This is a genomic window from Arthrobacter sp. ISL-30 (genome assembly GCF_018613855.1).
GTDB lineage: Bacteria > Actinomycetota > Actinomycetes > Actinomycetales > Micrococcaceae > Arthrobacter.
This window is the reverse complement of sequence record NZ_JAGGPK010000049.1, coordinates 1-24704: the sequence shown is the minus strand read 5'-3', so window position 1 is coordinate 24704 and position 24704 is coordinate 1. Positions and strand designations below refer to the sequence as shown.

Here is a 24704-nt window from a genome sequence, read left to right as displayed (position 1 = left end):
GCAGGTTGAAAAGGTGCTGAAGGAGAGTGCGTGTTCCGTTCAGCGATGTCTTCCGCCGATGCCATCAGCGCCAGGCTCAGGGAACTCGAACTCCTGACCAAGGGACCCGCTTGGGCACTCACCCGCTCCGCGCCGTGGGTTATCGCTGTGCTTCAGGCGTCCTTTACCCGCACGCGGCCGCAGCTTCCGCTCGAAGAGTTCCATGCCGACGTCGATGCCTTCCTGGAGCAGCTCCGGCGGCAGGAGCCCGGGGCGGGGGAGCAGCAGGGAGGGCCGGCCGGCGGGCCGCAGTCCGGCAAACGGTACGCCGACGAATGGACGCGCAAGCGCTTCCTGACCCGGCGCAACCAGTCCGGACAGATCGTCTACGAGGTCACCGAGGCCGCCGCTCGTGTGCTCGCCTTCCTGGACAGCCTGTCCAGCGAGCGCTCCACCCTGAACGGTTCGCGGCTTGGCACCCTGCTGGGCGACGTCGAAAAACTCGCCAACGAGACCAACCCCGACCAGAGCGCCCGACTGGAATCCCTCCAAGAGGAAATCCACGAACGCAGGCAGTTGATCGAGGACATCAGCTCCGGCGACTTCGATGGACTGCTCGACGACGACGAGGCGGTCGAAGCCGCGGGGAACATCCTGGACCTGGCTGCCAGCCTGCCCGCGGACTACAAGAAGATGCGTGACCGCATCGAGGAGCTGGTGGGGGAGCTTCGCAACCAGATCATCGAGGAATCGCTGAGCAAGGGCGCCACCATGGCGCAGGTCCTCGAAGCGGACAAGCGCCTGCGGCAGAGCCCTGAGGGCAGGACGTTCCGATCCTTCACGGCCTTCCTGGAGGACCCGCAGCAGCAACTGCGCTTCCGCTCGGCCATCGGCGAGGTGCTCAGCCGACAGTTCGCCGACGACCTCAGCCAGGAGGACCGCGAAACCCTCAAGAACCTCGTGGCGGAACTGCGCACCCAGCACAGCCAGATCCAACGCATCTACGGCAAGCTCTCCGAGAGCCTCAACACCTACGTCCAGAGCGACGATTTCCGGCAGTCCGTTCGCCTGCGCAAAGTGCTTCGCGAGGCCGAGCAGGCCCTCCGGGCCCTTCCCTATGAGCGCGACCGCCCGGCCCTGGTGGCCGGTCCAGTGCTCTACAACGCCGCCTTTGAATCCCTTGCCATGGTCAAGCTCTTCGATCCCGATGAGTTCGCCGCGCCGCCCAAACTGGCGGACCCCATCGCCTTTAGCGACTCGGACCGCGTGCGCTCGCCGCGCACCGCAAAGGCAAGGCCCGACGTCGTCCGTGCGGCTGCCGTGGGTGCCGGAACCCTGGCGGAGGCCTGGGAGAACCTGCCAGAGGAAGAGCGGCACATCAATACCATCCGCGCGCTCCTCTCCCACGCCCTGCATTCGGGCGCCTCGTTCGAACAGGCTGCCTGGGAGCACATCGACTTCGAACAAATCGACGGCAGCACCCGCAAGGCCTATCTCCCCCTCGTCAAGCTCGCAAAGGATTCCGAATGACTGAACCCACGCCAGGTGAGCCATACAGCAGTGCGGCATCGGCTGCGGTACCAGAAGTCCGCGCAGACTTCCGCGTCACTCCGCGAGACACTTTCGTGGACGGCGCAGCACTGTTCCCGGGCGACACCGGCGTCCTGACCATGAAGGTGCGCCAGGCCCTGGTGAAGCTGCTCAAGGGCCCGTACGTCGACGGCGGCCGTGACGAGAAGCTGTGGACCACCCTCCTGGACAACCAGGAGATCCTCCGCAGCAGGCTGTCCGAACTCTTCCTCGCCCTGCAGTTGGACCATGAGCGAAAGATCGCCGTGCTGCGCCCGGTGGATCCAGAGGCCATAGGCGGCAGCAGCCGATCCAGCATCCTGCGCCAGCAGCGTGCGCTCAGCAGGGTGGAGACCATCGTCCTCCTTCGCCTGCGCCTGCTGCTGGACCGCCACGTCACGGCCCAGACAGACCCAACGATCACCCGCGAGGAAATCGCCGAACTTGTGGCTCACTATCAGCCGTCCGGCCAACAGGACGCCTTGCGAGATGCCGACGTCGTAAACCGCACGATCACAAAACTGCTGGCCCGCCAACTCCTCCTCCCCACGGGCATAGACGACACGTTCGCAATCTCCAACGCCCTCCCCCTGGCCCTCCCGTTCGAAAACATCGGCGACATCCCGGCCCAAATAGAAGCCCTGGTGACGGTGGCCTCGGATGGATCAGGCACAGAACCACTGATCGAGCTCCTGGAAACAGACCGAGACACAGTCAGTGACGAAGACGACTCACCCACTGAGGAAGACGATGCCGATGCCGCCCAAGGCGACACTAAGGCATTCACCGCGAAGGCGGACCCAGCCACGACAAAGGCGACCACAGCTGACGCAACAACAGCGGAGGCAGCCAAGTGACTATCGCAACGATGCTCCCGATCGGCGAACTCACCAACCCCGGCCAGATGCGCCTGGCCCTGGCCCAGGTGGTCAACTGGGGCACCTTCCATGGGGCACATTCAATGCATGTGGATCGCAATGGCACCCTGTTGACCGGTAATTCGGGCGTGGGAAAGTCCACGCTCTTTGATGCCATGCTGAGGGTCTTCGACGCCCGGCCGCGCTCCAACGAGGCGGCGGCGCAGCGGGCCGGCGGGGCTGTGGAGGACAAGAGGACCACGTTTACGTACATGCGTGGAAAGGTGGGGGACAAGGCCGTGGGGGACGGCTCGGCGAGTGCCTTCCAGCGGCCCGGGGCAACGTGGTCCGCCGTCGCCCTCACTTACGACAACGCCGCCGGAACCAAGGTGACCGTCTCGGCGCTGTTCGACTTGCCCAAGAACGGCACGGAATCCAGCGTCGGACGCTTCTACCTGATCGATAACAAACCACTCGACCTGGCCGCCATCGAGGGCATCGCCGAGAAGCGCTTCACGAAGGGTGCCTTGGAGGGCATCTTCCCGGATGCCCAGGTCTTCGATGTCCACAAGGCCTTTGCGGAGCGTTTCCGCCGACTGCTGGGCATCAACTCGGACCAGGCCCTTCCGCTGCTCCGTGTGATCCAGGCCGGCAAGGGCCTCGGCGGCAGCGTCAATACCTTCTTCCGCGACCAGGTCCTGGACGCTCCTGCCACGCTCGCCGCGGCGGACGACGTCGTCGAGGAATTCAGCAACCTCATGTCCATTCGGCAGAGGCTGGAAGACGTGCGCCAGCAGCGCGACCAGCTGGCTCCGGTACCGGGCCTGAACAAGGAATATGCGCAGTCGCTCCTGGACGCGAACCGGCTCCGCGAGCTTTCCGGCGAGGAATTCGACGCGTACCGGCAGCAGCTTGCCGTCACCGTCCACGTACATACCCTCGCGCGGTTCAAGGAGCTCGCCCAGGCCAAAGCCAAGGAGCTCGGGGCCGAGCGGGCCATCCGGGACTCGCTCGCCAAGGAATTGCGGCAGCTTGAATCGGATTACAACAACCGTGGCGGCAACGCCATCTCGGCCATAGAACAAGCGCTGGAGAACGCTCGGGTGGGGCTGAGGCTCCGCCAGCAGGTGGAGGAATCGGCGCGGAAGTCGCTGGCTGAGGCAGGGCTGGACCTTGAGTGGTCGGCAGGTGGCTGGGAGCAGGCGCAGGAGCAGGCGGCGGCCCGTTCCGCTACCCTCCAGGACGATTCCGAGGCCCTCAAGGAACTGCGCTTCGAGGCGTTCGATGCCCATGCCACCCGGAAGCGCGAACTGGCCGCTGCCCAGCAGGAGCTGGTTTCACTCAAAACGCGCACTTCCCTGTTGCCGCCGTCGAGCATTGAAAACCGGGCCGCAATCGCAGCGGCAACGGGAATCCCTGAGGAGCGGATGCCGTTCGGCGGGGAACTCATCGACCTGGTTGAGGGACAGGAGCAATGGCGCCCGGCCGCTGAGCGGGCCCTGCGCAGCCTTGCTACCACCCTCCTGGTGCCAGGCGAACACTTCACCGCCGTCACTCGCTACCTGAACGACAATATGGTGCGTGGTGCCCTGCGCGCCATCGACGTGTCCAAGCCGCTCCCCGGTGGCGCGCTGGCTGTGGAGGACGTGTCCGACGGCGACCTGTTGACCAAGCTGGACATTCTCACAACCGGGACCAATGCTGAAGCGGCAGCCTGGATCCGTGAACGGATAGCGCTCGATTTCGCCTACCCCTGCGTGGAGGATCCGGAGGAGCTGGCGGGCCTGGACAAGGGCCTGAGCCTGGGCGGCGTTGTCAAGCGCAACCGCCACACGGTGGAAAAGGACGACCGCTTCACGGGCCGCCAGGACTACGTGCTGGGTTTCGACAATGCCTCCAAGCGTGAACTGTTGGCGGCCCGCGTGGGGGAACTGGAGAACGAACTCGCCAAGGCCGCCGAACTGGCCCAGAGCCACGAAGATTCGCACCAGGGCATGACTCGGCAGCTGGAAGCGTTGCGCCGGGTTGCCGAGGACGAACGCTCCTGGGAACAGGTCTCTACTGCGGCTGCCGCCGAGGAACTGGCCAGGATCGAACAGCGCCTCACCGATGCCCTGGCCGCCCAGGCGGACCTGGAACCGCTGCGCGCGAAGATCGAGGGCGTTCGGGAAAGGCACCAGTCCTCCACAGGCGCCGCGGCGGTTCTGCAGAGCGAATACAAGGTTCTCGACCAGCAGCTGACCGCAGAGGATTCGCTGTTGGAAGCTGCGCGGAACCGCCTGAACCAGGCGCCGCCGTCGGACTCCACTGTGGCTGCGCTGGAACCGTACTTCGAGGAGTTCGGCGAGGTCTCCGAACTTCACGAGCTCGACAACCTGGTCAACAGAGTCCGCACCAGGCTCCTGGCCGAATTGCACGCTGCCGAATCACGCGGGCAGGCGACGGCGGAGCGGCTGACCCGCATCTTTGAAGGCTTCGTGCGCGAATGGGGCACCGGCATCTCGGCGGACCACGGCACTTCGATCGGCGCGGCCGGGGAGTTCGAATCCCGGTATCACCAGATCGTCAACGACGGGCTGCCCGCCCAGGAGGCCGAGTTCCGGCAGTTCTTCAACCAGCGCACGCACGAATCGTTCAGCACGCTCCTGCACCTGCTGGACGAGGAACGCCGGGCCATCACCAGCCGCGTCCTGCCGCTCAACGGCATCCTGTCCGAGGTCAATTTCCACGAGGGCAGCTATCTTGAGCTGGACATCAAGCAGACCCTCCCAGCAACGGCCAAGCAGTTCAAGGACGCGATCCAGAATGCGCTGAAGGCGCGGCACGCCCGTCCCTCCCGGGTCGCCGGAGCAGCGGAGACGGACGACGACGTCGAGCTCACCAACCGCTACAAGTCGCTGGAAACGCTGGTGAAGCGCTTGGGATCGCAGACCCCGGAGGACCGCCGCTGGCGGGCCGAGGTCCTTGACGTCCGTGGGCATCTGTACATCCAATGCAAGGAACACCGCGAAATTGTCGGTGCTGCAGCGGGCGAAAAGGGCGGTGCGAAGAAGACGGAAGTGTTTATGCACGCCGACACCGGCTCCATGTCCGGCGGCGAGCGGCAGCGCTTCACGGCGTTCATCATGGCCGCCGCGCTGAGCTACCAACTGGGTATCGCAGAGCAGGGCTTCACCACCTACGGCACGGTGATGATGGACGAGGCGTTCGTGCTCGCTTCAGAGGAGTTCGCCGGCGCGGGCATCAAAGCGCTGCACGAGTTCGGGTTCCAGTTGCTGCTGGCCGCCCCGGAGAACGTGATCGACCTGTCCCGGCATCTTGGCTCCGTGACCGAGATCCTTCGGGACAAGAGGACCAACCGCTCGGGAGTGCTGACCGTGCCAGTGATCACTGGTTCAGGCGCCCCGGGCGAATGGAGATCCGAAGCGAACCCCGTGGATATCGTGCTGCGCTAAGTCCTCCCACCCGATCCTCTAGCACTTCCTGCCGTCTTCCACCCGACGCTCCCTCATGTCAGTGCGGAGGGCAGTGGTTTGGGCCGCGAAAGGTGCGAGAGGTTCGGGGGTACCGTTAGCCCCAGAGCGCCTTTCGGAGCAGGGCCTTGAGCTCGGCGGTTTCCTCTTCGCTGAGGGCGGCGAGCTGTACCCGTTCGCTGCCTTCGGCCGCTTCGCGTGCCCTGGCATGGACCTTGCGGCCCTCCTTTGTTGCGGTCACGATCTTCGCGCGTCGGTCTCGTTTGCCTGTGGCTCGTTCCACCAGGCCCCTGCCCTCGAGCTCGTCAACGAGGCTCACGATTTGGCTCGGATCAAGGCTCAGAAAATCGGCCAGCTCCCGCTGAGTGGGCTCCAGGCCGCTGCAGGCGAGGGTCAGGATCGAGAAGGACCGCTCCTTGAGGTCGAATTCCCCCAGTGCTTTGTTGTTCAGCACGGAGCCAGCTGCGTGCAGCTTCGCCAGCAGCAGACCCACGTCATTCCCAATGTCCGCTGCTGCGAGGCGAGGCGCCTCGACCACTGTTTTCTGCGTAACCATGCCAACCCCACTACTAGTTAAATTCAATCGTTGACTTTCTCAACGATATATATTCTCATTGGTTGTGACAAGGATCTCACGCCGAAGTGGGGTTGGCCCACCGGCGCCGGCCGGAACAGCTGCAAAGGCCGGATACAGCAAGCGAAGGAGCACGCCATGAGCTTGAACGGCAAAGTTGCGATTGTTACAGGGAGCGGGCAGGGCCTCGGCCTGGCCTACGCGAGGGAGCTCGGCCGCCAGGGTGCCGCCGTCGTCATCAATGATGTCAATGCAGAGACCGCTGCCAATGCAGTGGCCCGGATAGAGGCCGACGGCGGTCGCGCCACCGCCGTCGTTGCTCCCGTAGGCAGCACTGAGGCGGCCAGAGCGTTGGTGAACGGCGCAGTTGAGGCCTTCGGTCGGCTGGATATCCTCGTGACCAATGCCGGGATCCTGCGGGACAAGAGCCTATTGAAGATGACCGACGAGGACTTTGACCTGGTGATCAACGTCCATTTGAAGGGCACGTTCACGTGTGTCCGCGAGGCCTTCGCGTATTTCAAGGACAACGGTGTGGCCGGCCGGATCATCACCATCGGCTCGCCGACCGGTCAGCGCGGAAACTTCGGCCAGACCAACTATGCCGCCGCAAAGGCGGGCATCGTAGGCATGGTGCGCACTTGGGCGCTGGAGATGAAGAAGTCCGGCGTGACGGTCAACTCGGTGATCCCGGTAGCCGCCACGGCCATGACCAAGACCGTCCCTTACTTCCAGAAGGCCGTGGAAGCGGACGAGCGTGGGGAGGCGATGCCGTCCTTCTTCCGCCACGACCTCGGTTTCGGGACGGCCGACGACGTCGCCGGCCTGGTTGCCTTCCTCGCCTCCGATGAGGCGGCGGGCATTACCGGCCAGGCCATTGGTGCCGGCGGGGACCGCGTGCAGATCTGGACTCACCCCGAGGCAGCTGTGACCGAGTACCGCGAGGGCGGCTGGAGCTACGAGGCGCTGCAGCAGGGCGCGGAATCCCTCTTCGGAAAGCAGAACCTGCAGGGCTACGGCGAGGAATTCCTCCCGCTCCCGGCCGAGCTGCAGCCTACGCCCGCCGAACCGGCACCGGCCCGCTGACAGGAGGTCCGCTGATATGACTGCAACCCGTTATGAGCTCGACATCGATGTCGCCAAGCTCGACGCGGTCGACATGCACGTCCACCTCGAAGTGGACAGCTGTGGCCACGAATCGCTCCCGCCCGCGCTCACGGAAGCCTCCGCGAAGTACTTCAAGGCCGAGGACCGCACCCCCTCGCTGGACCGCATCGCGGAGGTGTACCGCGAACTGAACATGGCCGCCGTCGTCTTCACCGTCGACGCCCGCACCCAGCTGAAGCACGAGCCCAACAGCATCCCGGAACTCATCGCCGGGGCTGCCCGGAACAACGACGTCCTGGTTCCGTTTGGCAGCGTCGACCCCCGCACGGGGGAGGACGCCATCGCCGGGGCCAAGCACCAGGCCGTGGAACTGGGCGCCCGGGGCTTCAAGTTCCACCCCAGCCTGCAGGGCTTCGACCCCTCCAACGAACGCTTCTACCCTTTGTGGGAAACACTTCAGGAACTCGGGATGCCTGCCATCTTCCACACCGGGCAGAACGGCATGGGAGCCGGGCTTCCCGGCGGGTACGGCATCAAACTGTCCTACTCCAACCCACTGCTGCTTGACGCCGTCGCCGCCGACTTCCCGGGCCTGCAGATCATCATGGCCCATCCCTCAGTGCCGTGGCAGGACGAGGCCAATTCCATCGCAACGCACAAGGCCAACGTTTTCATTGATCTGTCCGGCTGGTCGCCCAAGTACTTCCCCGAGTCCCTGGTCAAGGCCTCCAACTCGATCCTGCAGGACAAGGTCCTGTTCGGCACCGACTTCCCGCTGATCACCCCGCAAAAATGGCTCGGCGCATTCGCGGACCTGCCGCTCAAGGACGAGGTACGGCCCAAGATCCTCAAGCACAACGCCGTCCGGCTGCTGGGGCTGGGGGACTGAGATGGGAACGACGACGGCGGAACGTGCGGCGGGTGCCGAAGACCGCACCAGGGAGCCGGCAAGGCTCTACGGGGCCTGCGACTTCTACGACGCCGAAGCCCTCCTCACCGACGACGAGCGGCGAGTCCTTGCCCGGCTGCGGGACTTCCTGGACCGGGACGCGAAACCGCTGCTGGCCGAATATTGGGAGCGCGGCGAATTCCCCGAACAGCTGGCCCAGCCGCTGATCGACCTGGACCTGATGGAGCCAACGGAACTCACCGCGGGAGGCCAAGCTGCACGGGGGATCTATCATGGCTTCCGGATCTTCGAACTCGCTCGCACGGACGCTTCACTGGCCACGTGGTACACGGCCCAGGCAGGACTGTTCCGCACTGCCATCCGCGTCGGCGCCTCCGAAGAGCAGCAGCGGGTGTGGATGCCCAAGGTCATCGACTTCTCGTTCAAAGGGGTCTTCTCGCTGACGGAGCCGGAGTCCGGTTCGGACATCGCCGGGGGACTCTCGACGACGGCCCGCCGCGAAGCAGAAGCAGGGGGCGGCGGTGGCGGGGACTGGGTGCTGGACGGCGCGAAGCGTTGGATCGGCGGTGCCCTCACCGCCGATGTGCTGGCCGTGTTCGCCCGTGATACCGCCGACGCCGACGGCCAAGTCAAGGGTTTCCTCGTAGACCGGGCGGCCCCGGGCGTCACATTGGAGAAAATCCACGGCAAGACCTCACTACGGATGATGCAGAACGCCCACATCACCCTCGACGGGGTCCGCGTCCCGGAAGCGAAGCGGCTGCATAAAGTGAACTCGTTCAAGGACGTCGCCGCCATGCTGCGGGCCATGCGCTCGGACGTCGCCTGGATCGCCACCGGTATCCAGGCCGGCGCCTTCGAGGCAGCCCTGGACTACGTCACCGAACGCAAGCAGTTCGGCCGCTACCTCGGCTCCTTCCAGTTGGTCCAGGAAAAACTCGCCCGCATGCTCGGAAACATCACCGCCAGCCTGTCCCTCGTGGTCCGGCTGACCGAACAGCAGGCCAAAGGCATCTACCGGGACCAGGACTCAGCCCTGGCCAAAATGCAGACGTCCCTGTTCATGCGCGAAACCGTTGCGCTGGCCCGTGAAGTGGTCGGCGGCAACGGCATCACCCTGCAGACCGACGTCGCGCGTTTCCATGCGGACGCCGAAGCCGTCTACTCCTACGAGGGCACCCACGAGATCAACGCCCTCATCATCGGCCGCGCCCTCACCGGCGAAAGCGCCTTCACCCGCTAAACCCGCGTTTCACAAGCCACAACCCCAGGAGGCAAAGATGCCCAATCTCGTCGTCGATTTCGACACCCTGCTCACCATGACCGGCGCCGACCTCGGCACCACCGACTACCGCCAGATCACCCAGGAACAAATCAACCTGTTCGCCGACGCGACCGATGACCAGCAGTGGATCCACGTCGATCCCGAACGCGCCAAGGACGGCCCCTTCGGCGCACCGATCGCCCACGGCTTCCTCACCCTGTCCCTCATCATCCCGTTCTGGGGCGAGCTGTTCGACGTCGACGGCGTCACCACCAAGGTCAACTACGGCCTGGACAAAGTCCGCTTCACCTCCCCGGTGAAGGTCGGCTCCAAGGTCCGCATGCTCGCCTCGATCGCCGAGGTTAGCGAAGTCAAGGGCGGCGCCCAGATCAAGGTCAACGCCACCATCGAAATCGAAGGCCAGGAACGCCCCGCCGTCGTCGCCGAATTCCTCGCCCGCTTCTACAAGTAAGCACCGCTTCACAAGTAAGCCCCCGCTTCACAACCCCAATATCCCTCCCCTTTCCAAGGAACAGCCATGTCAGGACACACCACGCTCGCACCGGCGAGCCAGGCCGCAAAGCGCAAGGAAGCGCGGACGGTCATCATGTCCAGCTATCTGGGCAGCACCATCGAGTTCTACGACTTCCTGCTGTATGCAACGGCCGCGGCCGTGGCCTTTCCCAAGGTCTTCTTCGCCGGTACGGACGAGTGGGTCGGCGTCGTAGCGGCATACGCCACTTTTGCCGCCGGTTACATTGCACGGCCCTTGGGAGGCATCATTTTCGGCCACTTCGGCGACCGGATTGGCCGCAAGGGCATGCTCATCATTTCCATGGCCATGATGGGCGTTGCTTCAACACTGATCGGCCTGATCCCCGGCTCCAGCGTGATCGGCCCGTGGGGAGCCGTGCTGCTGGTAGTGCTGCGTGTGTGCCAGGGAATCGCCGTCGGCGGTGAATGGGGCGGAGCCGCGCTCATGGCCCTGGAGCACTCCGACCCGAAGAGGCGCGGCTTCGCCGCTTCCTTCGTCAACGCCGGCGCTCCTACAGGCGCAGTCCTCGGCACCGTGGTGATGGGCGTCTTCTCTGCCCTTCCCCAGGAGGCCTTCCTAGCCTGGGGCTGGAGGGTTCCGTTCCTGCTGTCCTTCGTCCTCCTGATTGTGGGCATGTTCGTCCGGTTGCGCGTCTCCGAGAGCCCGATCTTTGCCGAGGCGGTCGCCAAAGAAAGCGCAGAGGGCATCAAGCGCAAGATTCCGCTGCTGGAAGTGCTGCGCCGCCCCAAGGCCCTCATTATGATCATGTTTGCCGGCGCGGCGGGCTTCGGCCTGCAGGTCGTCCTGCCCACGTTCTCAGTCACTTACGCGGTATCCAAGGGGGCACCGCAGCAGGGCGTGCTTTACGCCTTCGCCGGGGCGTCCGCTATCTCCATCCTCTTCGTCCTGCTGGGCGGACGCCTCTCGGACCGCTTCGGCCGACGCCCGATCATGGTGGCCGGGCTGGCGCTCTTCATTGTTTACCTGTTCCCCATGTTCGCGCTGCTGGGCTCGGGGAATGTAGCGCTCGTGTTCCTGGCCTTCACGATGGCACTCGTGCTGCATTCCTGCCTGTACGGTCCCCTCGCAGCGTTTGTGTCGGAGCAGTTCGGCACCACGGCACGCTACACGGGGGCCGCAATGGGCTATCAGCTCGCCACGTTGATCGGGGCCGGCTTCACTCCGGGGATCATCGCGGGACTCTACAAGGATTCCGGGCAGAACATCGCTCCCGTCATCACGTTCCTCTCCGTGATGGCCCTCGTTTCGATTGTTTTCATCCTGCTGACGCGGGAATCTAAGAACAACGACCTCACAACGGTCCGCTAGGAGGATCAGATGGACAACAATGGAGTTGGTTCCTGGCTGCGCCGCCGTCGTCCGAAGTCGGGGCCGAAGACCGCCGTCGTTGCCGGGCAACGAACGCTGAGCTACGCCGAACTCTCCGACCGTGCCGACCGTCTTGCCAATGCCTTCCGTGAACGGGGCGTAGCCAAAGGCGATCGTGTGGCCTACCTCGGCGAGAACGACCCCTCCTTCGTGGAGACGTTCTTCGCATGCGGCCTGCTCGGTGCGATTTTCGTGCCGCTCAACACGCGTCTTGCCGCCCCCGAGCTGCAGTTCCAGCTCCAGGACTCGGGATCGCGGCTGCTGGTGAATGCCGAGGGCCTGGACGGTCTTGCCGCAGCGTCCGTGGTGGACACCGACGTCCAGCACCGCTTGGTTGTGCCGTTTGCAAACGCCGACGGCGGCGCGTCCCCTGCCCCGTCCGTGGAACCTTCTCGCGTGGAAACTGAAGGCATCGAAGCGTATGAGGAGGTGCTGCAGGGCGCGCCAGGTGACGCGATCGACGTCGCGGTCAGCCTCGACGACGGCGCCATGATCCTTTACACCTCGGGCACCACGGGAAAGCCCAAGGGTGCCCTGCTGACGCACGGGAACATCACGTGGAACTGCATCAACGTCATTGTGGACATGGACCTGAACCGGAATGACGTCGCGCTCATGATCTCACCGTTGTTCCATGTCGCCTCGCTGGACATGGGACTGCTCCCCATGCTGCTGAAGGGCGCCACGGTTGTACTCGAAGCCAGGTTCGATCCCGGCCGCGTGCTGGAAATCATTGGCCGGCACCGGGTGACCAGCCTGAATGGAGTGCCCACCACGTTCCAGATGCTGTGCGAACATCCGGATTGGGCGACGGCGGACCTCAGTTCGCTGGACAAGCTCACGTGCGGCGGTTCGGCAGTGCCCCGCCGGGTCCTGGACGCTTATGAGGAACGGGGCATCGGCTTCACCAGCTGCTATGGCATGACCGAGACCGCGCCCGGGGCAACCATGCTTCCCGTGGAGAGATCCAGGGACAAGGCGGGATCGGCAGGCCTTCCCGAGTTCTTCACCGACGTTCGTATTGCCGACCCCCTGGGCGGTTCCTCCTTTGCGGGGGAGATCGGCGAGATCCAGATCTCCGGACCGAACGTTATCAAGGAGTACTGGAACCGGCCCGACGCAACGATAGAGAGCTACGCCGACTCCCACTGGTTCCGCTCAGGGGACATGGGCTATCGGGATGACGAGGGCTTCCTGTTCGTGTCCGACCGTCTCAAGGACATGATCATTTCTGGCGGTGAGAACATCTATCCGGCGGAGGTTGAGGCCGCCATTGCGGAGCTTGAGGCCGTAGCCAGCGTGGCGGTGATCGGCATTGACGACGACAAATGGGGAGAAGTGCCCCGGGCCATCGTGACCTTGAGGGAGGGCGCGAGCCTCACTGAGGAGCAGTTGAGGGCACACCTCGAGGGACGCCTGGCACGGTACAAAATTCCCAAGTCCATGGTGTTCGTGGATGAAATGCCCCGCACTGCCAGCGGAAAGATCCGCAAGGTGGAGCTTAGGAAGCAGTTCGCGCACTGAGGATCCCCCACCCAACTGGCTCGCAGTTAACGTCGTTATGAGCGCCCAAAACGACGTTAACTGCGGGCCAGTTGGGTGCCGCTGGCCACGAGTCTTCGCAAAGTTTCGCGACTATGACTGTATCGGCAACTCACGGAACCGGGCGGACGAGGATGTTCTTCGACTGATCGCATCAATGGCGGACTTTGAGCCCAAGGTCAGGCACCAGGCCGACAGCCTCGAACTCGTCGAAGACCTCATCGTCGCCGGGATGGGAATAGGTCTTCTACCCGCAGACACCCAGCCTCCCAAAGGCATAGTCCTTATTCCCCTCACACAGCCCGATGTCCGGGTGCGCGCCTACGCACGCACCCGCCGCGGCAACAGCACATGGCCCGCCCTCGCCGCGGTCCTGCACCACATCAAGGGAAAAACTGCGGCTATGGGCATGGCCTTTGAGTAGCCCAGACCAATTTCCAGGTTGTCCACCAAAGACGGGTACTTGTCTGTGGGAAGAGCTCCGTTGACGTGCGCCTCGTCACTTCGAGGAAATACGTGACGTAAACGTTTCTTAATTTCTCAAAGGATAGGCTAGCCTTACTCGGGTTCGCTTCAATCCTCTAAGGAGTCCCGTGGCTTCCCTTCTTCCACGCCGCGCCCTGCTGAAGTCCGCAGGCACCGCGACCGCCGCCCTGGCCGCCGTCGCTCTTTCCCTTTCTGCCTGCTCCACCGGGCCCGCCGCCTCCGGCGCTCCGGCATCTGAGCAGGCAGCCAGTTCGCAGTTCCCGGTAACCATCAAGCACGCTTTTGGTGAAACCACCATCAAGGAACAGCCCAAGCGCGTTGTAACCATCTCGTGGGTCAACGACGACGTCGCGATCGCCCTTGGCGTAGTTCCGGTCGGCGTCCCGAAAAATGAGTGGGGCGGCAACGACAAGGGCTCAACGCCCTGGAAGGACGCGGCCCTCGAGAAGCTCGGCGCCGGCTTCGGTTCCGACAAGGCCCCCGTGCAGTTCTCCGAGACGGACGGCGTTAACTTCACCGAGATCGCCAAGCTCAGCCCCGACGTCATCCTTGCCGCCTACTCTGGCCTCGAAGAAGCGGACTACAAGAAGCTCAGCGAAATCGCTCCCGTCGTCGCACACCCGGAGATCGCCTACGGCACCTCCTGGCAGGACAGCACCACCATCATCGGCAAGGCACTGGGCAAGGAAGCCGAGGCCAAGAAGCTCATTGATGACACCGAGGCCACCATCAAGGACAAGGTCTCCCAGTACCCGCAGCTGGCAGGCAAAAGCTTCATCTACGGCAACCTCGAGCCCGCCAAGGGTGACGGCGTCAACGTCTACACCGCCAACGACAACCGTCCGCGCTTCCTCTCCGAAATCGGCATGAAGCTCGCTCCGGTTGTGGAGGAGAACTCGAAGGGCTCGAAGGAATTCTTCTTCCCGTGGTCCGCAGAGAAGGCCAATGAGCTTGAGTCAGACATCTTCGTGACTTGGGTTCCGGACGCTTCAACCGCAGATGCCATCAAGGCAGACCCGCTGCTCGGCCAGATCCCGGCTATCAAGGGCGGGGCCCTGGTTGCCGACTCGGACAACACGCTCACGCTCGCAATCTCCGCTTCGTCGCCGCTGAGCCTGCCGTGGTCGCTGGATACGTTCCTGCCGCAGCTTGGTAAAGCCGCCGACGCGGTCAAGTAGAGCCGGTCTCAACAGCAATGGGGACAAGGACGACGGCGGCGCCCGCCACTGAGGTGCGAGATCTCGGCGCTTTGGCGCCGTCAAAGGGACGAGATCTCGCTCCTCGCGGGGCTGGTTCCCGACGGGCTGGTTCCCGACAGGGCCTGGCCTTCGTGGCCGCCGTCGTCGTCCTTATCCTCGCCAGCGGCGCCTCCCTCGCGGTGGGCGCCCGCGGCCTGCCGTTGGAAACCATCTGGCAGGCCCTCACCAATTTCAACCCCAACGACGGCAACCACGCCGTGGTCCTCGCCCGCATTCCCCGGACCGTGCTGGGCCTCGTGGCCGGAGGGGCCTTGGGCCTTGCCGGCGCCGCGATGCAGGGCGTGGCGCGGAACCCCCTGGCGGACCCGGGCATCATGGGCGTCAACGCCGGAGCGGCACTGGCCGTGGTCACCGGTATCTACGTCTTCGGGATCTCGTCCCTCACCGGCTACATCTGGTTCGCGTTCATCGGGGCCGCGGTAGCCGCCGTCGTCGTCTACCTCATCGCGTCGATGGGCCGGGACGGCGCGACGCCGGTCAAGCTGGCCCTCGCCGGGGCCGCGCTCAACGCCGGACTCTACTCGCTGATGAATGCCGTCCTCGTCTCCAGCCAGGACACGTGGGACCGCTTCCGCTTCTGGCAGGTGGGCGGCATCGCCGGACGCGAATGGTCCGTGGTTCTTCCGGGACTCCCGTTCCTGCTGATCGGCGCCCTGATTGTGCTGGCCACCGGACGGGTGCTGAACAGCCTCGCCCTGGGTGACGACGTCGCACGTGGGTTGGGGCAGAACGTCACCCTCGTCCGCGCGCTCACCGCCGTCGGGATTGTGCTCCTGTGCGGTTCCGCTACGGCACTCGCCGGCCCCATCGCCTTCATCGGCCTCGTGATCCCGCACGCCGTCCGCTTCTTCACCGGGCCCGACTACCGCTGGATCCTGCCATTTTCCCTGGTCCTGGCCCCGGTCCTGCTCATCACCGCCGACGTGATCGGCCGGGTCGCGATGCTCCCAGGCGAGGTCCCCGCGGGCATCATGACGGCGCTTGTGGGCGCTCCGGTGTTCGTCTGGCTGGTCCGTCGCGGGAAGGGAGCCGGACTGTGAAGACCGAAACAGCCGCAACACCTGCCCAGTCCAAACGCGGAGCCAACCCGCGCACCCCCAACCCGGGCACCATCAGCCCGCGCCCCGCCGGCCCGCGCATCGCCAACGCGCGCACCGCCAATCCGCGCCCCGCCCTCCTTGCCGCGGCCGCCCTCGTCCTTTTCGCCGTGTACGTCCTCCTCGGCAGCTACACGGTAACCATTCCGGATTTCTTCGCCATCGTCACGGCGCACTTGACCGGCGGCGAAAAGATCCCCGGCGCCAGCTTCATCGTCATGGAAAACAAGCTCCCGAGGGCCGTGATTGGGACCCTCATCGGCGTCGCCTTCGGGCTCTCGGGCGCACTGTTCCAGACCATGCTCCGCAACCCCCTGGCCAGCCCCGACGTCATCGGTATCAGCTACGGTGCCAGCGCCGCAGCCGTCATCGCCATTGTCGTGTTCGGCGCGACGGGTGCAGCTGTTTCCGGCGCCGCCCTCACCGGGGCCCTGGCCGTAGCGGCACTGATCTATGCCATCTCCCGCGGCGGTTCGCTCGGTTCCCGCGCGGGCAACGACAGCGCCGCCGGCAGCCGGCTCATCCTGGCCGGCGTCGGCATCGCTGCAGCCCTGCACGCTGTGGTCAACTTCCTTCTGACGCGAGCCGACATCCGCACCGCCGCCGACGCCCTCGTCTGGCTCAACGGCTCCCTCAACTCTGCAACATGGGAACGGGCCGGGATCCTGCTCCTGGCATTGGCGCTCCTCGTGCCTCTGGCTGCCTGGCTGGCCGGGCCGCTGCGCATCCTGGAACTGGGCGACGACGCCGCTGCCGGCCTCGGCATCCGCGTCGGTGCCGTACGGCTCACCGTGGTGCTGGTCGCCGTCGCGCTCGCGGCGGTGGCGACGGCGGCAGCCGGCCCCGTGTCCTTCGTCGCTTTCCTGGCCGGGCCCATCGCGCGACGCGTTGTGCGCGCAGCCAGCCTGCCGGCGTCGGCCTTCACCGGGGCGCTGATCGTCCTGGCTGCCGACTACTTCGCCTCAAACATCGCCCCCGAACTGCTGGACGGCACGGTGCTGCCGGTCGGCGTCGTCACCGGCGCACTGGGCGCGCCGTTCCTGCTGTGGCTGCTGGTCACGTCCAACCGAAAGGAAGCCTGAGATGGCAGTGCTGAACGCCAAGGACCTGACGCTTCAATACGAACAACGGCGCGTAGTGGAGGACTTATCCACGGAAATTCCCGAGGGCAAGGTCACCATGATCGTGGGCGCGAACGCCTGCGGAAAGTCCACTCTGCTGCGGGGCCTGTCCCGACTGCTGAAGCCGGCCGGGGGAGCCGTCACCCTGGACGGCAAGAACATCCACTCCCGTCCCGCGCGTGAGCTGGCACGAACCCTCGGCCTGCTGCCGCAGCATCCGTCGGCACCTGACGGAATTACCGTTCGCGACCTCGTAGGTCGCGGCCGGTATCCGCACCAGGGCTTCTTCCGTAGCTGGAGCAGCGACGACGAGCTCGCCGTGCAGCGCGCGCTTGAAGCCACGGCCACCCTGGAACTCGCAGAGAGGAACGTTGATGAACTGTCGGGCGGGCAACGCCAGAGGGTCTGGATCGCCATGGCACTCGCGCAGGAAACCGAGGTCCTGCTCCTTGACGAGCCCACGACGTACCTTGACCTGGCGCACCAGGTGGAAGTGCTGGATCTGGTAACCGACCTGAACCGCAGACGCGGAACCACCGTGGCGATCGTGCTCCACGACCTCAACCTTGCCGCACGCTACGCCGACCACGTCATCGCCATGAAGGCCGGCGCCATTGTCGCCGAGGGCCACGCGAGCGATGTTGTCACCGAGCAGATGGTGTTTGATGTGTTCGGCCTCGACTCCCGCGTTGTCCCGGACCCGGTGTCCGGTGCGCCGCTCATCATCCCAATCGGCCGGCACCATGCCGACCCTGTGTCATCCGCCATGGAACTGGAGATCGCCTCATGAGTGCAGAAGCAGGACCCGCAGTGCGCAACACGGCCACGGAGCCCATGACCCTGGCCTTCGAGGTCACCGTCTCGGCCGTCCAGGAACTGAGCCCGAGCTTCCGGCGTGTGACCCTCGGCGGGTACTCGCTGCGCGGCTTCGGGGTGTCCGGAGACACCTTGGACCTGCGGATCAAGCTCATGATCCCCAACCTCGACGACGCCGGCAATCGCCTGCCGCTGCCGGCTATCGAGATGGGCGACGCCGGGTGGTACCGGGAGTGGCTGGCCATGGATCCTGCAGTGCGCGGAGCGATGCGCACCTACACGGTCCGGAACGCGCGCCTCGATGCCGTGTACCCGGAGATTGACATTGATTTTGTGATGCACTTTGACGATGAAGGTAATGGAGGGCCGGCCGCCAACTGGGCGCTGTCCGCCAAGCCGGGCGACGCCGTCACCATCATCGGCCCCAACAACCGTGCGGCTCACTGCGTCACGGCGGAAACGTATTCCGGCATCGAATGGCGGCCCGGCCTGGCACAGCGCGTCCTGCTCGCTGGAGACGAAACGGCCGTTCCCGCCATCAGCGCCATCCTGGAAAGCCTGCCGGCGGGAATGACGGGACACGCCATCCTCGAAGTGCCCAAAGCCGGGGACTTCCAAGACCTCAGCTCTGAAGCCGACATCGAAGTTACGTGGCTCGCGCGCGGTGCAGCAATCGGACGCTCACGTCCGCACGGCGAACTCCTCGAACAAGCCGTCCGTAAAGCCATTCCCGTGCCGGGCTGGGTTGGGATCAAGACACCCGAGTCCGCTGCCGGGCCCGAGCCCGAAGACGTCAACGTCGACCGGGAGATCCTGTGGGAGACGCCCGCCCGAATGGACGCGGCGGCCATCGAAGCCACCAAGAACCCTGACAAGCCTGCTGGCGCGCTGCCGTTCTACGCCTGGATTGCCGGCGAAGCCGGAGTGATCAAGGAACTGCGCCGCTACCTTGTACGGGATGTCGGAATCGACCGGAAGCAGGTTGCGTTCATGGGGTACTGGCGGAAGGGTAAGGCAGAGCTTTAGAGGGCGGATGCTCTCTCACCTTTCGCTGTCTTGGTGGTGACGCTTGTGCAGTTAACTCCTCCTTTCCCTTCCATTTGAATTTGTTGGGTAGGGTCGCGGCGTGGGTGGGTTTCCTTTGCTTCCTGATTCTGCTGGGCGGCGGGTTTTTGTTGCTCTTGGGGATTCCTTTACCGAGGGGGTGGGGGATCGGAGCAAGCACCTGCCTAACGGCGTGCGGGGGTGGGCTGATCGGGTGGCCGAGAAGCTGGCCAAGGCGGAGCCGGGCTGGGAGTATGCCAATTTGGCCATCCGTAGCAAGCGCCTGCGGCAGATTGTGGACGAGCAGCTCGAACCTGCCCTCGCCATGGAACCGACCCTGATCACGCTCTATGCGGGCGGGAATGACATCCTGGATTTCGGTACGGACATGGATGTGCTCATGGCCGAGTACGAAAACCTTGTGGGAAAGCTGGCGGCCACGGGGGCCACGCTGGTCCTGTTCACGGGTTACGACGTCAAGGTGTCAGCAATCCTTGAGCCTTTCAGGAAACGCAATGCCGTCTACAACCAGCGAGTCAGGGAACTGGCAGCCAAGTACGGTGCCGTCCTGGTGGACTACTGGTGCCTGGACGCCTATCACGACCGCCGAATGTGGGATACGGACCGGCTCCACATGTCCAAGGCCGGCCATAAATTCCTGGCGGCCCAGGTTCTGGATCACCTCGGCGTGCCGCATAAGTTCAAACCCAAAGCGTGGGAGCCGCCGGCACCGATCGGCCTCCGCGAATGGGAGCGCCGTCAACGCCGATGGATCCACGAGTGGGTGCTGCCCCTTTTCCGCCGGAAGCTCCGTGGCGTGACGCTGGGTGATTCACTTAAGCCGCGTTGGCCGGAGCCAGTGAAAGTTCCGCCGAAGGGAGGGCTCCGGAAGCTCATCGAGGAGCGGGAGTCCTGATTTAGCAGGACGCTCAGCCCTCCAGCAGATTTTCGAAGCCCTCAGCCACGCTGGTCGCCGTGAACTCGATGACTTCGAAGTCGGCAACCCCATTGATGTAAAAGGGGTCCTTGGCGAGAGAAGCGTCGAGCGTCGCCCTGCCCGTCCTGGACAGCAGGACGCCCCCGACGGCGGGGATGCGGCGTCCTGAGGCGAGGAACACACCGTCGTCAAACGCTTCCTTCAGCCAGGCCATATGGCCTGGATGGTGGAAATCGACGATTTCGTCAGGAACCTTGTAGGTGAGCGCCACTACGAACATGAGGCCAGACTATCGTCGTCGGTCCGAGCGGTTGCAATAAGCTTGAAACATCAAGTATTTGTTTTTTCTTCTAAGATGGAGTCATGACGGAACCGCGCTGGCTGAACGCCGAAGAACGCCGTGCCTGGCTGGCGGTGGTAAGCATCGCCACTCTGCTCCCGGCTGCGCTGGACACGCAACTCCAGTCGGCAGGCAAGCTCTCCCTGTTCGACTACAACGTCCTGGCGATGCTCTCGGAGGCTGAGGGGCGCTACCTGCCCATGAGCGAGCTTGCCGCCCGCACCAGCGCCTCGCTCTCGCGGCTGTCCCATGTGGTCACCAAACTGCAGAAGCGCGGTTGGGTGGAGCGTGAATCGCACCCCAAGGACGCGCGGGTCACCGTTGCACACCTCACCGACGCCGGCTGGGACACCATCGTCGGGCTGGCGCCCGATCATGTCGAGTCCGTACGGACCCTCATGTTTGACGCGATGACAGACGACGACGTGGCGGACCTGGCGCGGATCGGCGAGAAAATTGTGGCAAGGCTCGACGACGACCACTGGATCCTGCGCGAAAACTGACCTTTGCTGCGGCTGCCGGGTTTTAGGCCCGGTGTTACAGTGATGCCGTCCTGGAACCACCGAAGCAAAAGGCTCTAACACATGACTGCAGCGTGGCCGGAAATCGTCGTTCTGCTCAGAAAAAGAGTCTCAGTCCTGGCGGTCTTTGCCGCTGTACACGTGCTCTTCTGGGCCCTGCTGCTTCCGCGCATGCTGTCAGGCAATCCCTACGGGGACGTGGAACTGTACCGTGAGTGGGCTTTTCAGGGTCTCTCCTACGGGATTTGGCAAGGGATCGACGTCGCCTGGGTCTATCCGATAGGTGCCATGCTGCCGATGGTCATTTCCGCGGCGCTTGGTGAAAAGCCCTACATGCTTGCCTGGTTCCTGCTTTGCACCCTGCTTAACCTTGGCGCCGTCCTGACGTTCCTCTACAGTCGCCAGGCACGTTACGGCTGGCAGGCGGCCTACTTGTGGATTGGCCTGACGGCGATCCTGGGGCCAGTGGCCTTCTCTCGCGTGGACGGCATAACGGGGCCCCTTGTAGTGGTTGGGCTGCTTCTTGCAGCGGCTCATCCGCTCCTTGCGTCGGCACTCCTGTCCCTGGCGACCTGGATCAAGGTCTGGCCAGCGGCCCCCGTTCTGGCCTTGATCATCGCGAGCAAGTCACGCTTAAAGGTCATTCTCGCCGGGATTGCCGTTTCGATGATGGTTGCAGGGGTGGTTGTGGCCAATGGAGGTGCCAGCAATCTGTTCGGCTTCATCCAGGCGCAGGAGGACCGCGGGATGCAGCTGGAAGCGCCCATGACCACTGCCGGCGTCTGGCAGGCCGTTGTTGGCGGTGGCACCAGGGTCTACGTCAACTCGAAGATCCTGACGGTCGAAGTCGATGGGTCACTTGCTGACTTCGTTGGATCACTCATGAACCCCCTCCTTGTGCTGAGCCTGCTGGTGATCGCCGCAATCATGATTGTTGCAACCAGAAGGGGAGCGGACCGGACGGACTTGCTCCTGGCAGGATCCCTCGCGCTGGTCGCAGCAATGATTGTGTTCAACAAGGTGGGTTCTCCGCAGTTCATGATTTGGCTCGTGGCCGTGGTCGCCGTTGGTGTCGCGATCCGCGGCACTGAGTGGGCGGTTCCCGCCGTCGTCATGGTGGCCGTCTCAATCCTGACAACGCTGATCTATCCGCTTCTATATGACCGGCTCTATGTTGCTTTGAATCCCGGTGTGGCGCTCTTGCTGACCGCACGCAATGTGCTGGTCATTGCCGTCCTGGTCTGGGCGATCGGAAAGCTGGTTCGACTCGCAAGGACGAGCGCCGCTTCTGATGCCCGCACCGCAGCCCTGGAATCGGCCGGCCGCTAGGCTTCCCGTTGGTAACGGCTTGCGTCCCCTCATTTTCTTGCCGGGGCCGAGCCAGTGGCAGACTGTCGCTATGGATTTTTCGGCTCGCTATGTCGCATTGGGAGACTCGTTCACGGAAGGCGTCGGAGATGTGGACGCCGGACGTCCTAACGGTGTCCGCGGCTGGGCCGATCGGGTGGCCGAGCAGCTCGCCCGTGCCAACGACGACTTCGGCTACGCCAACCTTGCCATCCGAGGCAGGAAATTGCGCCAGATCATGGCAGAACAGGTCGACGCCGCGGTGGCGCTTAATCCCACGCTGGTCTCCATCTATGCCGGCGCCAATGACATTCTGCGGCCCAAGGTGGACATCGACGCTCTCCTGATTGAGTACGAAGCCGGCATCAAGAAGCTTGCCGCCACCGGTGCCACGGTGGTCATGTTCACGGGTTTCGATGCCCGGGGGTCGAAGATCTTTGGCACCATGCGCGGACGTACCGCGATTTACAACGAGCTGGTTCGTGGCATCGCCGAGGACCATGGCGCCCTCCTGGTGGACTACTGGCGCTTCAGTGAGTACTACGACTGGCGGATGTGGGCGCCGGACCGGATGCACATGTCCGCTCCCGGGCACATCAACATGGCCAAGCGCGTACTGAAGGTCCTTGAACACGATGATTCGATCGACGTGCCTCCGCTCGAGCCAGTGCGGCAGCTCAGCAGGGCAGACGCCCTCCGCGCCAACGCCCGTTGGGTGCGGGAATTTGCCGCACCCTGGGTTGTTCGCAGGGTTACGGGAAGGTCCTCCGGCGACGGCCTTCAGCCGCGCTATGAGCAACTTACTCAGATGCCGGCGCTGAAACTGGGCTAAGGCTTCCCGTTCAAAACCAACGCGGGGTCACTTACGGCCCATTCCAGTCCGCGGCATGGGCGTCAAGTGACCCCGCGTTCTCTGAATTGGTCTTAAATTCACCCAACCCCTAGAATGGTTAGGCGCTAGGTGGCGCGGAGCGTGTGCAATTGCTCCGGTTGGCGGCGACTGATCCAGTAATGGCAGTCCCGGTGGCCGGTAGTTAGGGGCTCAAGTTGCGTGCATTCCTGTATTCGCCCAGTATCCCAGGCCTTTACCGCAGCGGTTTTCGCTGCCTGATGCCTGTGACTACCAGCTGGAGGCGGACGCCCCTGCCGCACGGTGACGCAGAAATCTGCCAGCCGTTACATTCAATCTTTGGAGGAGAGTCATGGCAGCACACTGCCAGGTGACCGGAGCCGAGCCGGGCTTTGGACACAGCATTTCGCACTCGCACCGCCGCAACAAGCGCCGGTTCGACCCGAACATTCAGAAGAAGCGTTACTGGGTTCCGTCCCTGCGACGTAACGTCACGCTGACCCTGTCTGCTCGTGGCATCAAGACCATCGACGTGCGCGGTATCGACGCAGTCGTCGCCGACATCCTGGCTCGTGGGGTGAAGCTCTAGTGGCAAAAGACAAGGACGTACGTCCGATCATCAAGCTGAAGTCCACTGCGGGCACGGGCTACACCTACGTAACCCGCAAGAACCGTCGTAACGATCCTGACCGCCTGGTCCTGAAGAAGTACGACCCCAAGATCCGCCAGCACGTCGAATTCCGAGAGGAGCGCTAAACATGGCTAAGAAGTCCAAGATTGCTCGTAACGAGCAGCGCAAGGTCATCGTTGAGCGCTACGCAGCCAAGCGCCTCGAACTGAAGAAGACCTTGGTTGACCCCAACGCGAGCGACGAAGCACGCGAGGCAGCACGCCTCGGCCTGCAGAAGCTGCCCCGCAACGCCTCCCCGATCCGTCTGCGTAACCGCGACCAGATCGACGGCCGTCCCCGCGGCACCTTCCAGAAGTTCGGTATCTCCCGTGTTCGCTTCCGCGAAATGGCTCACAAGGGTGAGCTCCCGGGTATCACCAAGTCTTCCTGGTAATACGCCTCACGAAGGCCGGCAACCATTACGGTTGCCGGCCTTTCGCGTTTAAGCCTGGCGGTCTGTGCGCTTGAGGCGGGCACACCGGCTGTGGTGCCGCCGGTGTGATGCGCTCCACAGTGGCACGGTTCGACGGCGGCGGCCGTGCCGGGGGTGCGGCGGTCGCGGTTTTCCGTGTGTTTCCGGGGGTTTTGGGGGTTGCTTGTGGGTGTGGGGGGCTGATTTGTGTGGGGGCTGGTGGGCGTGTATTGTTTTCTGGGTCGCCGCCGCTGATGCGGAAAAATAGCGGCGAAACCCCCTTTCAAACGGAACCGGTTACGGTGCGCTTTTGTGGTGTGCCGTGTGGTTGTGGGGGTGCCGGATTGTGTGTGTGGTTCGGGGTGGTTCGGCTTTTAGCCGGGTTGCCCGGGTCGTGCGGGTCTGGTAGGTTTGGTAAGTTGCTCCGGAGCGATCCTGAACGTTGGTTTGGGTGGTGCCGGGTGTGTCTGTTGTTTGAGAACTCAATAGTGTGCCATGTTTGTTGGTACGGATTTTGCGTGAATTGGTTGAATGGCCGGGTCCTCGTGTTGTGCGGCGTTGGGGTCGGGTTTTTACAGGTGGTTTCCAATTTTGTCCAGCTTTGG

The 24704-nt window shown here is 64.0% G+C and carries 24 protein-coding genes; 22 read left to right on the top strand and 2 right to left on the bottom strand.

Going from position 1 to position 24704, the window contains the following annotated elements:
* The first annotated feature begins 30 nt into the window (after positions 1-30).
* Genes J7E82_RS17900 through J7E82_RS17890 form a run of 3 tightly spaced genes read left to right on the top strand, consistent with a single transcriptional unit; the run spans position 31 to position 5860 of the window.
* Positions 31-1509, top strand: a complete 1479-nt coding sequence (locus J7E82_RS17900) for a DUF3375 family protein (RefSeq protein ID WP_214865075.1) — start codon at positions 31-33, stop codon at positions 1507-1509.
* A complete protein-coding gene (locus J7E82_RS17895; protein ID WP_214865073.1) occupies positions 1506-2405 on the top strand; it encodes a DUF4194 domain-containing protein in 900 nt (299 codons plus the stop codon). The genes J7E82_RS17900 and J7E82_RS17895 overlap by 4 nt, the downstream gene beginning before the upstream one ends.
* On the top strand, positions 2402-5860 hold the full coding sequence (locus J7E82_RS17890) for an ATP-binding protein (RefSeq protein WP_214865071.1): 3459 nt from the start codon (positions 2402-2404) through the stop codon (positions 5858-5860). The genes J7E82_RS17895 and J7E82_RS17890 overlap by 4 nt, the downstream gene beginning before the upstream one ends.
* Before the next feature lie 115 nt (positions 5861-5975).
* On the opposite strand, the gene J7E82_RS17885 is transcribed toward J7E82_RS17890, so the two are convergent.
* A complete protein-coding gene (locus J7E82_RS17885) occupies positions 5976-6434 on the bottom strand; it encodes a MarR family winged helix-turn-helix transcriptional regulator (RefSeq protein ID WP_214865069.1) in 459 nt (152 codons plus the stop codon).
* A gap of 156 nt (positions 6435-6590) precedes the next feature.
* On the opposite strand from J7E82_RS17885, the gene J7E82_RS17880 reads away from it, so the two are divergent.
* The 13 genes from J7E82_RS17880 to J7E82_RS17820 all read left to right on the top strand — a co-directional run bounded on the left by J7E82_RS17880 (position 6591) and on the right by J7E82_RS17820 (position 19938).
* Positions 6591-7538: an SDR family NAD(P)-dependent oxidoreductase gene (locus tag J7E82_RS17880; RefSeq protein WP_214865067.1), complete on the top strand. Its 948-nt coding sequence runs from the start codon at positions 6591-6593 to the stop codon at positions 7536-7538.
* A 16-nt stretch (positions 7539-7554) separates the two neighbouring features.
* The gene (locus J7E82_RS17875) at positions 7555-8448 is read left to right on the top strand and encodes an amidohydrolase family protein (RefSeq protein WP_214865065.1); all 894 of its coding nucleotides are present in this window, start codon (positions 7555-7557) and stop codon (positions 8446-8448) included.
* Position 8449: 1 nt separating this feature from the next.
* Positions 8450-9712: an acyl-CoA dehydrogenase family protein gene (locus J7E82_RS17870; protein ID WP_214865063.1), complete on the top strand. Its 1263-nt coding sequence runs from the start codon at positions 8450-8452 to the stop codon at positions 9710-9712.
* A 37-nt stretch (positions 9713-9749) separates the two neighbouring features.
* Positions 9750-10205: a MaoC family dehydratase gene (locus tag J7E82_RS17865; protein WP_214865061.1), complete on the top strand. Its 456-nt coding sequence runs from the start codon at positions 9750-9752 to the stop codon at positions 10203-10205.
* A gap of 66 nt (positions 10206-10271) precedes the next feature.
* Entirely contained in the window at positions 10272-11597 is a 1326-nt protein-coding gene (locus tag J7E82_RS17860; RefSeq protein ID WP_214865059.1) for an MFS transporter, read from the top strand.
* A 9-nt stretch (positions 11598-11606) separates the two neighbouring features.
* The gene (gene menE / locus J7E82_RS17855) at positions 11607-13181 is read left to right on the top strand and encodes an o-succinylbenzoate--CoA ligase (RefSeq protein WP_214865057.1); all 1575 of its coding nucleotides are present in this window, start codon (positions 11607-11609) and stop codon (positions 13179-13181) included.
* Positions 13114-13623, top strand: a complete 510-nt coding sequence (locus tag J7E82_RS17850; protein ID WP_214865055.1) for a LysR substrate-binding domain-containing protein — start codon at positions 13114-13116, stop codon at positions 13621-13623. Before menE ends, J7E82_RS17850 begins: the two co-directional genes overlap by 68 nt.
* Positions 13624-13792: 169 nt before the next feature.
* Complete coding sequence (locus J7E82_RS17845; protein WP_214865053.1) at positions 13793-14863, top strand: iron-siderophore ABC transporter substrate-binding protein; 1071 nt, start codon at positions 13793-13795, stop codon at positions 14861-14863.
* 17 nt (positions 14864-14880) lie between these two features.
* The gene (locus J7E82_RS17840; protein WP_214865051.1) at positions 14881-15984 is read left to right on the top strand and encodes an iron ABC transporter permease; all 1104 of its coding nucleotides are present in this window, start codon (positions 14881-14883) and stop codon (positions 15982-15984) included.
* 98 nt (positions 15985-16082) lie between these two features.
* On the top strand, positions 16083-17123 hold the full coding sequence (locus J7E82_RS17835; RefSeq protein ID WP_308113944.1) for an iron chelate uptake ABC transporter family permease subunit: 1041 nt from the start codon (positions 16083-16085) through the stop codon (positions 17121-17123).
* A gap of 1 nt (position 17124) precedes the next feature.
* A complete protein-coding gene (locus tag J7E82_RS17830; RefSeq protein ID WP_214865049.1) occupies positions 17125-17952 on the top strand; it encodes an ABC transporter ATP-binding protein in 828 nt (275 codons plus the stop codon).
* Complete coding sequence (locus J7E82_RS17825; RefSeq protein ID WP_251042082.1) at positions 17949-19004, top strand: siderophore-interacting protein; 1056 nt, start codon at positions 17949-17951, stop codon at positions 19002-19004. The genes J7E82_RS17830 and J7E82_RS17825 overlap by 4 nt, the downstream gene beginning before the upstream one ends.
* Before the next feature lie 100 nt (positions 19005-19104).
* Positions 19105-19938: an SGNH/GDSL hydrolase family protein gene (locus tag J7E82_RS17820; protein WP_214865047.1), complete on the top strand. Its 834-nt coding sequence runs from the start codon at positions 19105-19107 to the stop codon at positions 19936-19938.
* Positions 19939-19951: 13 nt separating this feature from the next.
* Here J7E82_RS17820 and J7E82_RS17815 read toward each other — a convergent pair whose 3' ends face one another.
* Positions 19952-20239, bottom strand: a complete 288-nt coding sequence (locus J7E82_RS17815; protein ID WP_214865044.1) for a YciI family protein — start codon at positions 20237-20239, stop codon at positions 19952-19954.
* A gap of 83 nt (positions 20240-20322) precedes the next feature.
* Here J7E82_RS17815 and J7E82_RS17810 point away from each other — a divergent pair, with 83 nt between their 5' ends.
* The 6 genes from J7E82_RS17810 (at position 20323) to rpsN (ending at position 24081) form a co-directional block, all read left to right on the top strand.
* Positions 20323-20802 (top strand): MarR family winged helix-turn-helix transcriptional regulator, encoded by a 480-nt coding sequence (locus J7E82_RS17810; RefSeq protein WP_214865042.1) that lies wholly within the window; start codon positions 20323-20325, stop codon positions 20800-20802.
* A gap of 81 nt (positions 20803-20883) precedes the next feature.
* Positions 20884-22149 carry a glycosyltransferase 87 family protein gene (locus tag J7E82_RS17805; RefSeq protein ID WP_214865040.1) on the top strand — a complete coding sequence of 422 codons (1266 nt, stop codon included), beginning with the start codon at positions 20884-20886 and terminating at the stop codon, positions 22147-22149.
* Between the two features lie 70 nt (positions 22150-22219).
* Complete coding sequence (locus J7E82_RS17800; RefSeq protein ID WP_214865038.1) at positions 22220-22999, top strand: SGNH/GDSL hydrolase family protein; 780 nt, start codon at positions 22220-22222, stop codon at positions 22997-22999.
* Positions 23000-23369: 370 nt separating this feature from the next.
* On the top strand, positions 23370-23606 hold the full coding sequence (rpmB, locus tag J7E82_RS17795) for a 50S ribosomal protein L28 (protein WP_144662315.1): 237 nt from the start codon (positions 23370-23372) through the stop codon (positions 23604-23606).
* Entirely contained in the window at positions 23606-23773 is a 168-nt protein-coding gene (rpmG, locus tag J7E82_RS17790; RefSeq protein WP_003798558.1) for a 50S ribosomal protein L33, read from the top strand. Before rpmB ends, rpmG begins: the two co-directional genes overlap by 1 nt.
* 2 nt (positions 23774-23775) lie before the next feature.
* Positions 23776-24081, top strand: a complete 306-nt coding sequence (rpsN, locus tag J7E82_RS17785; protein ID WP_214865036.1) for a 30S ribosomal protein S14 — start codon at positions 23776-23778, stop codon at positions 24079-24081.
* The last annotated feature ends 623 nt before the right edge of the window (positions 24082-24704 follow it).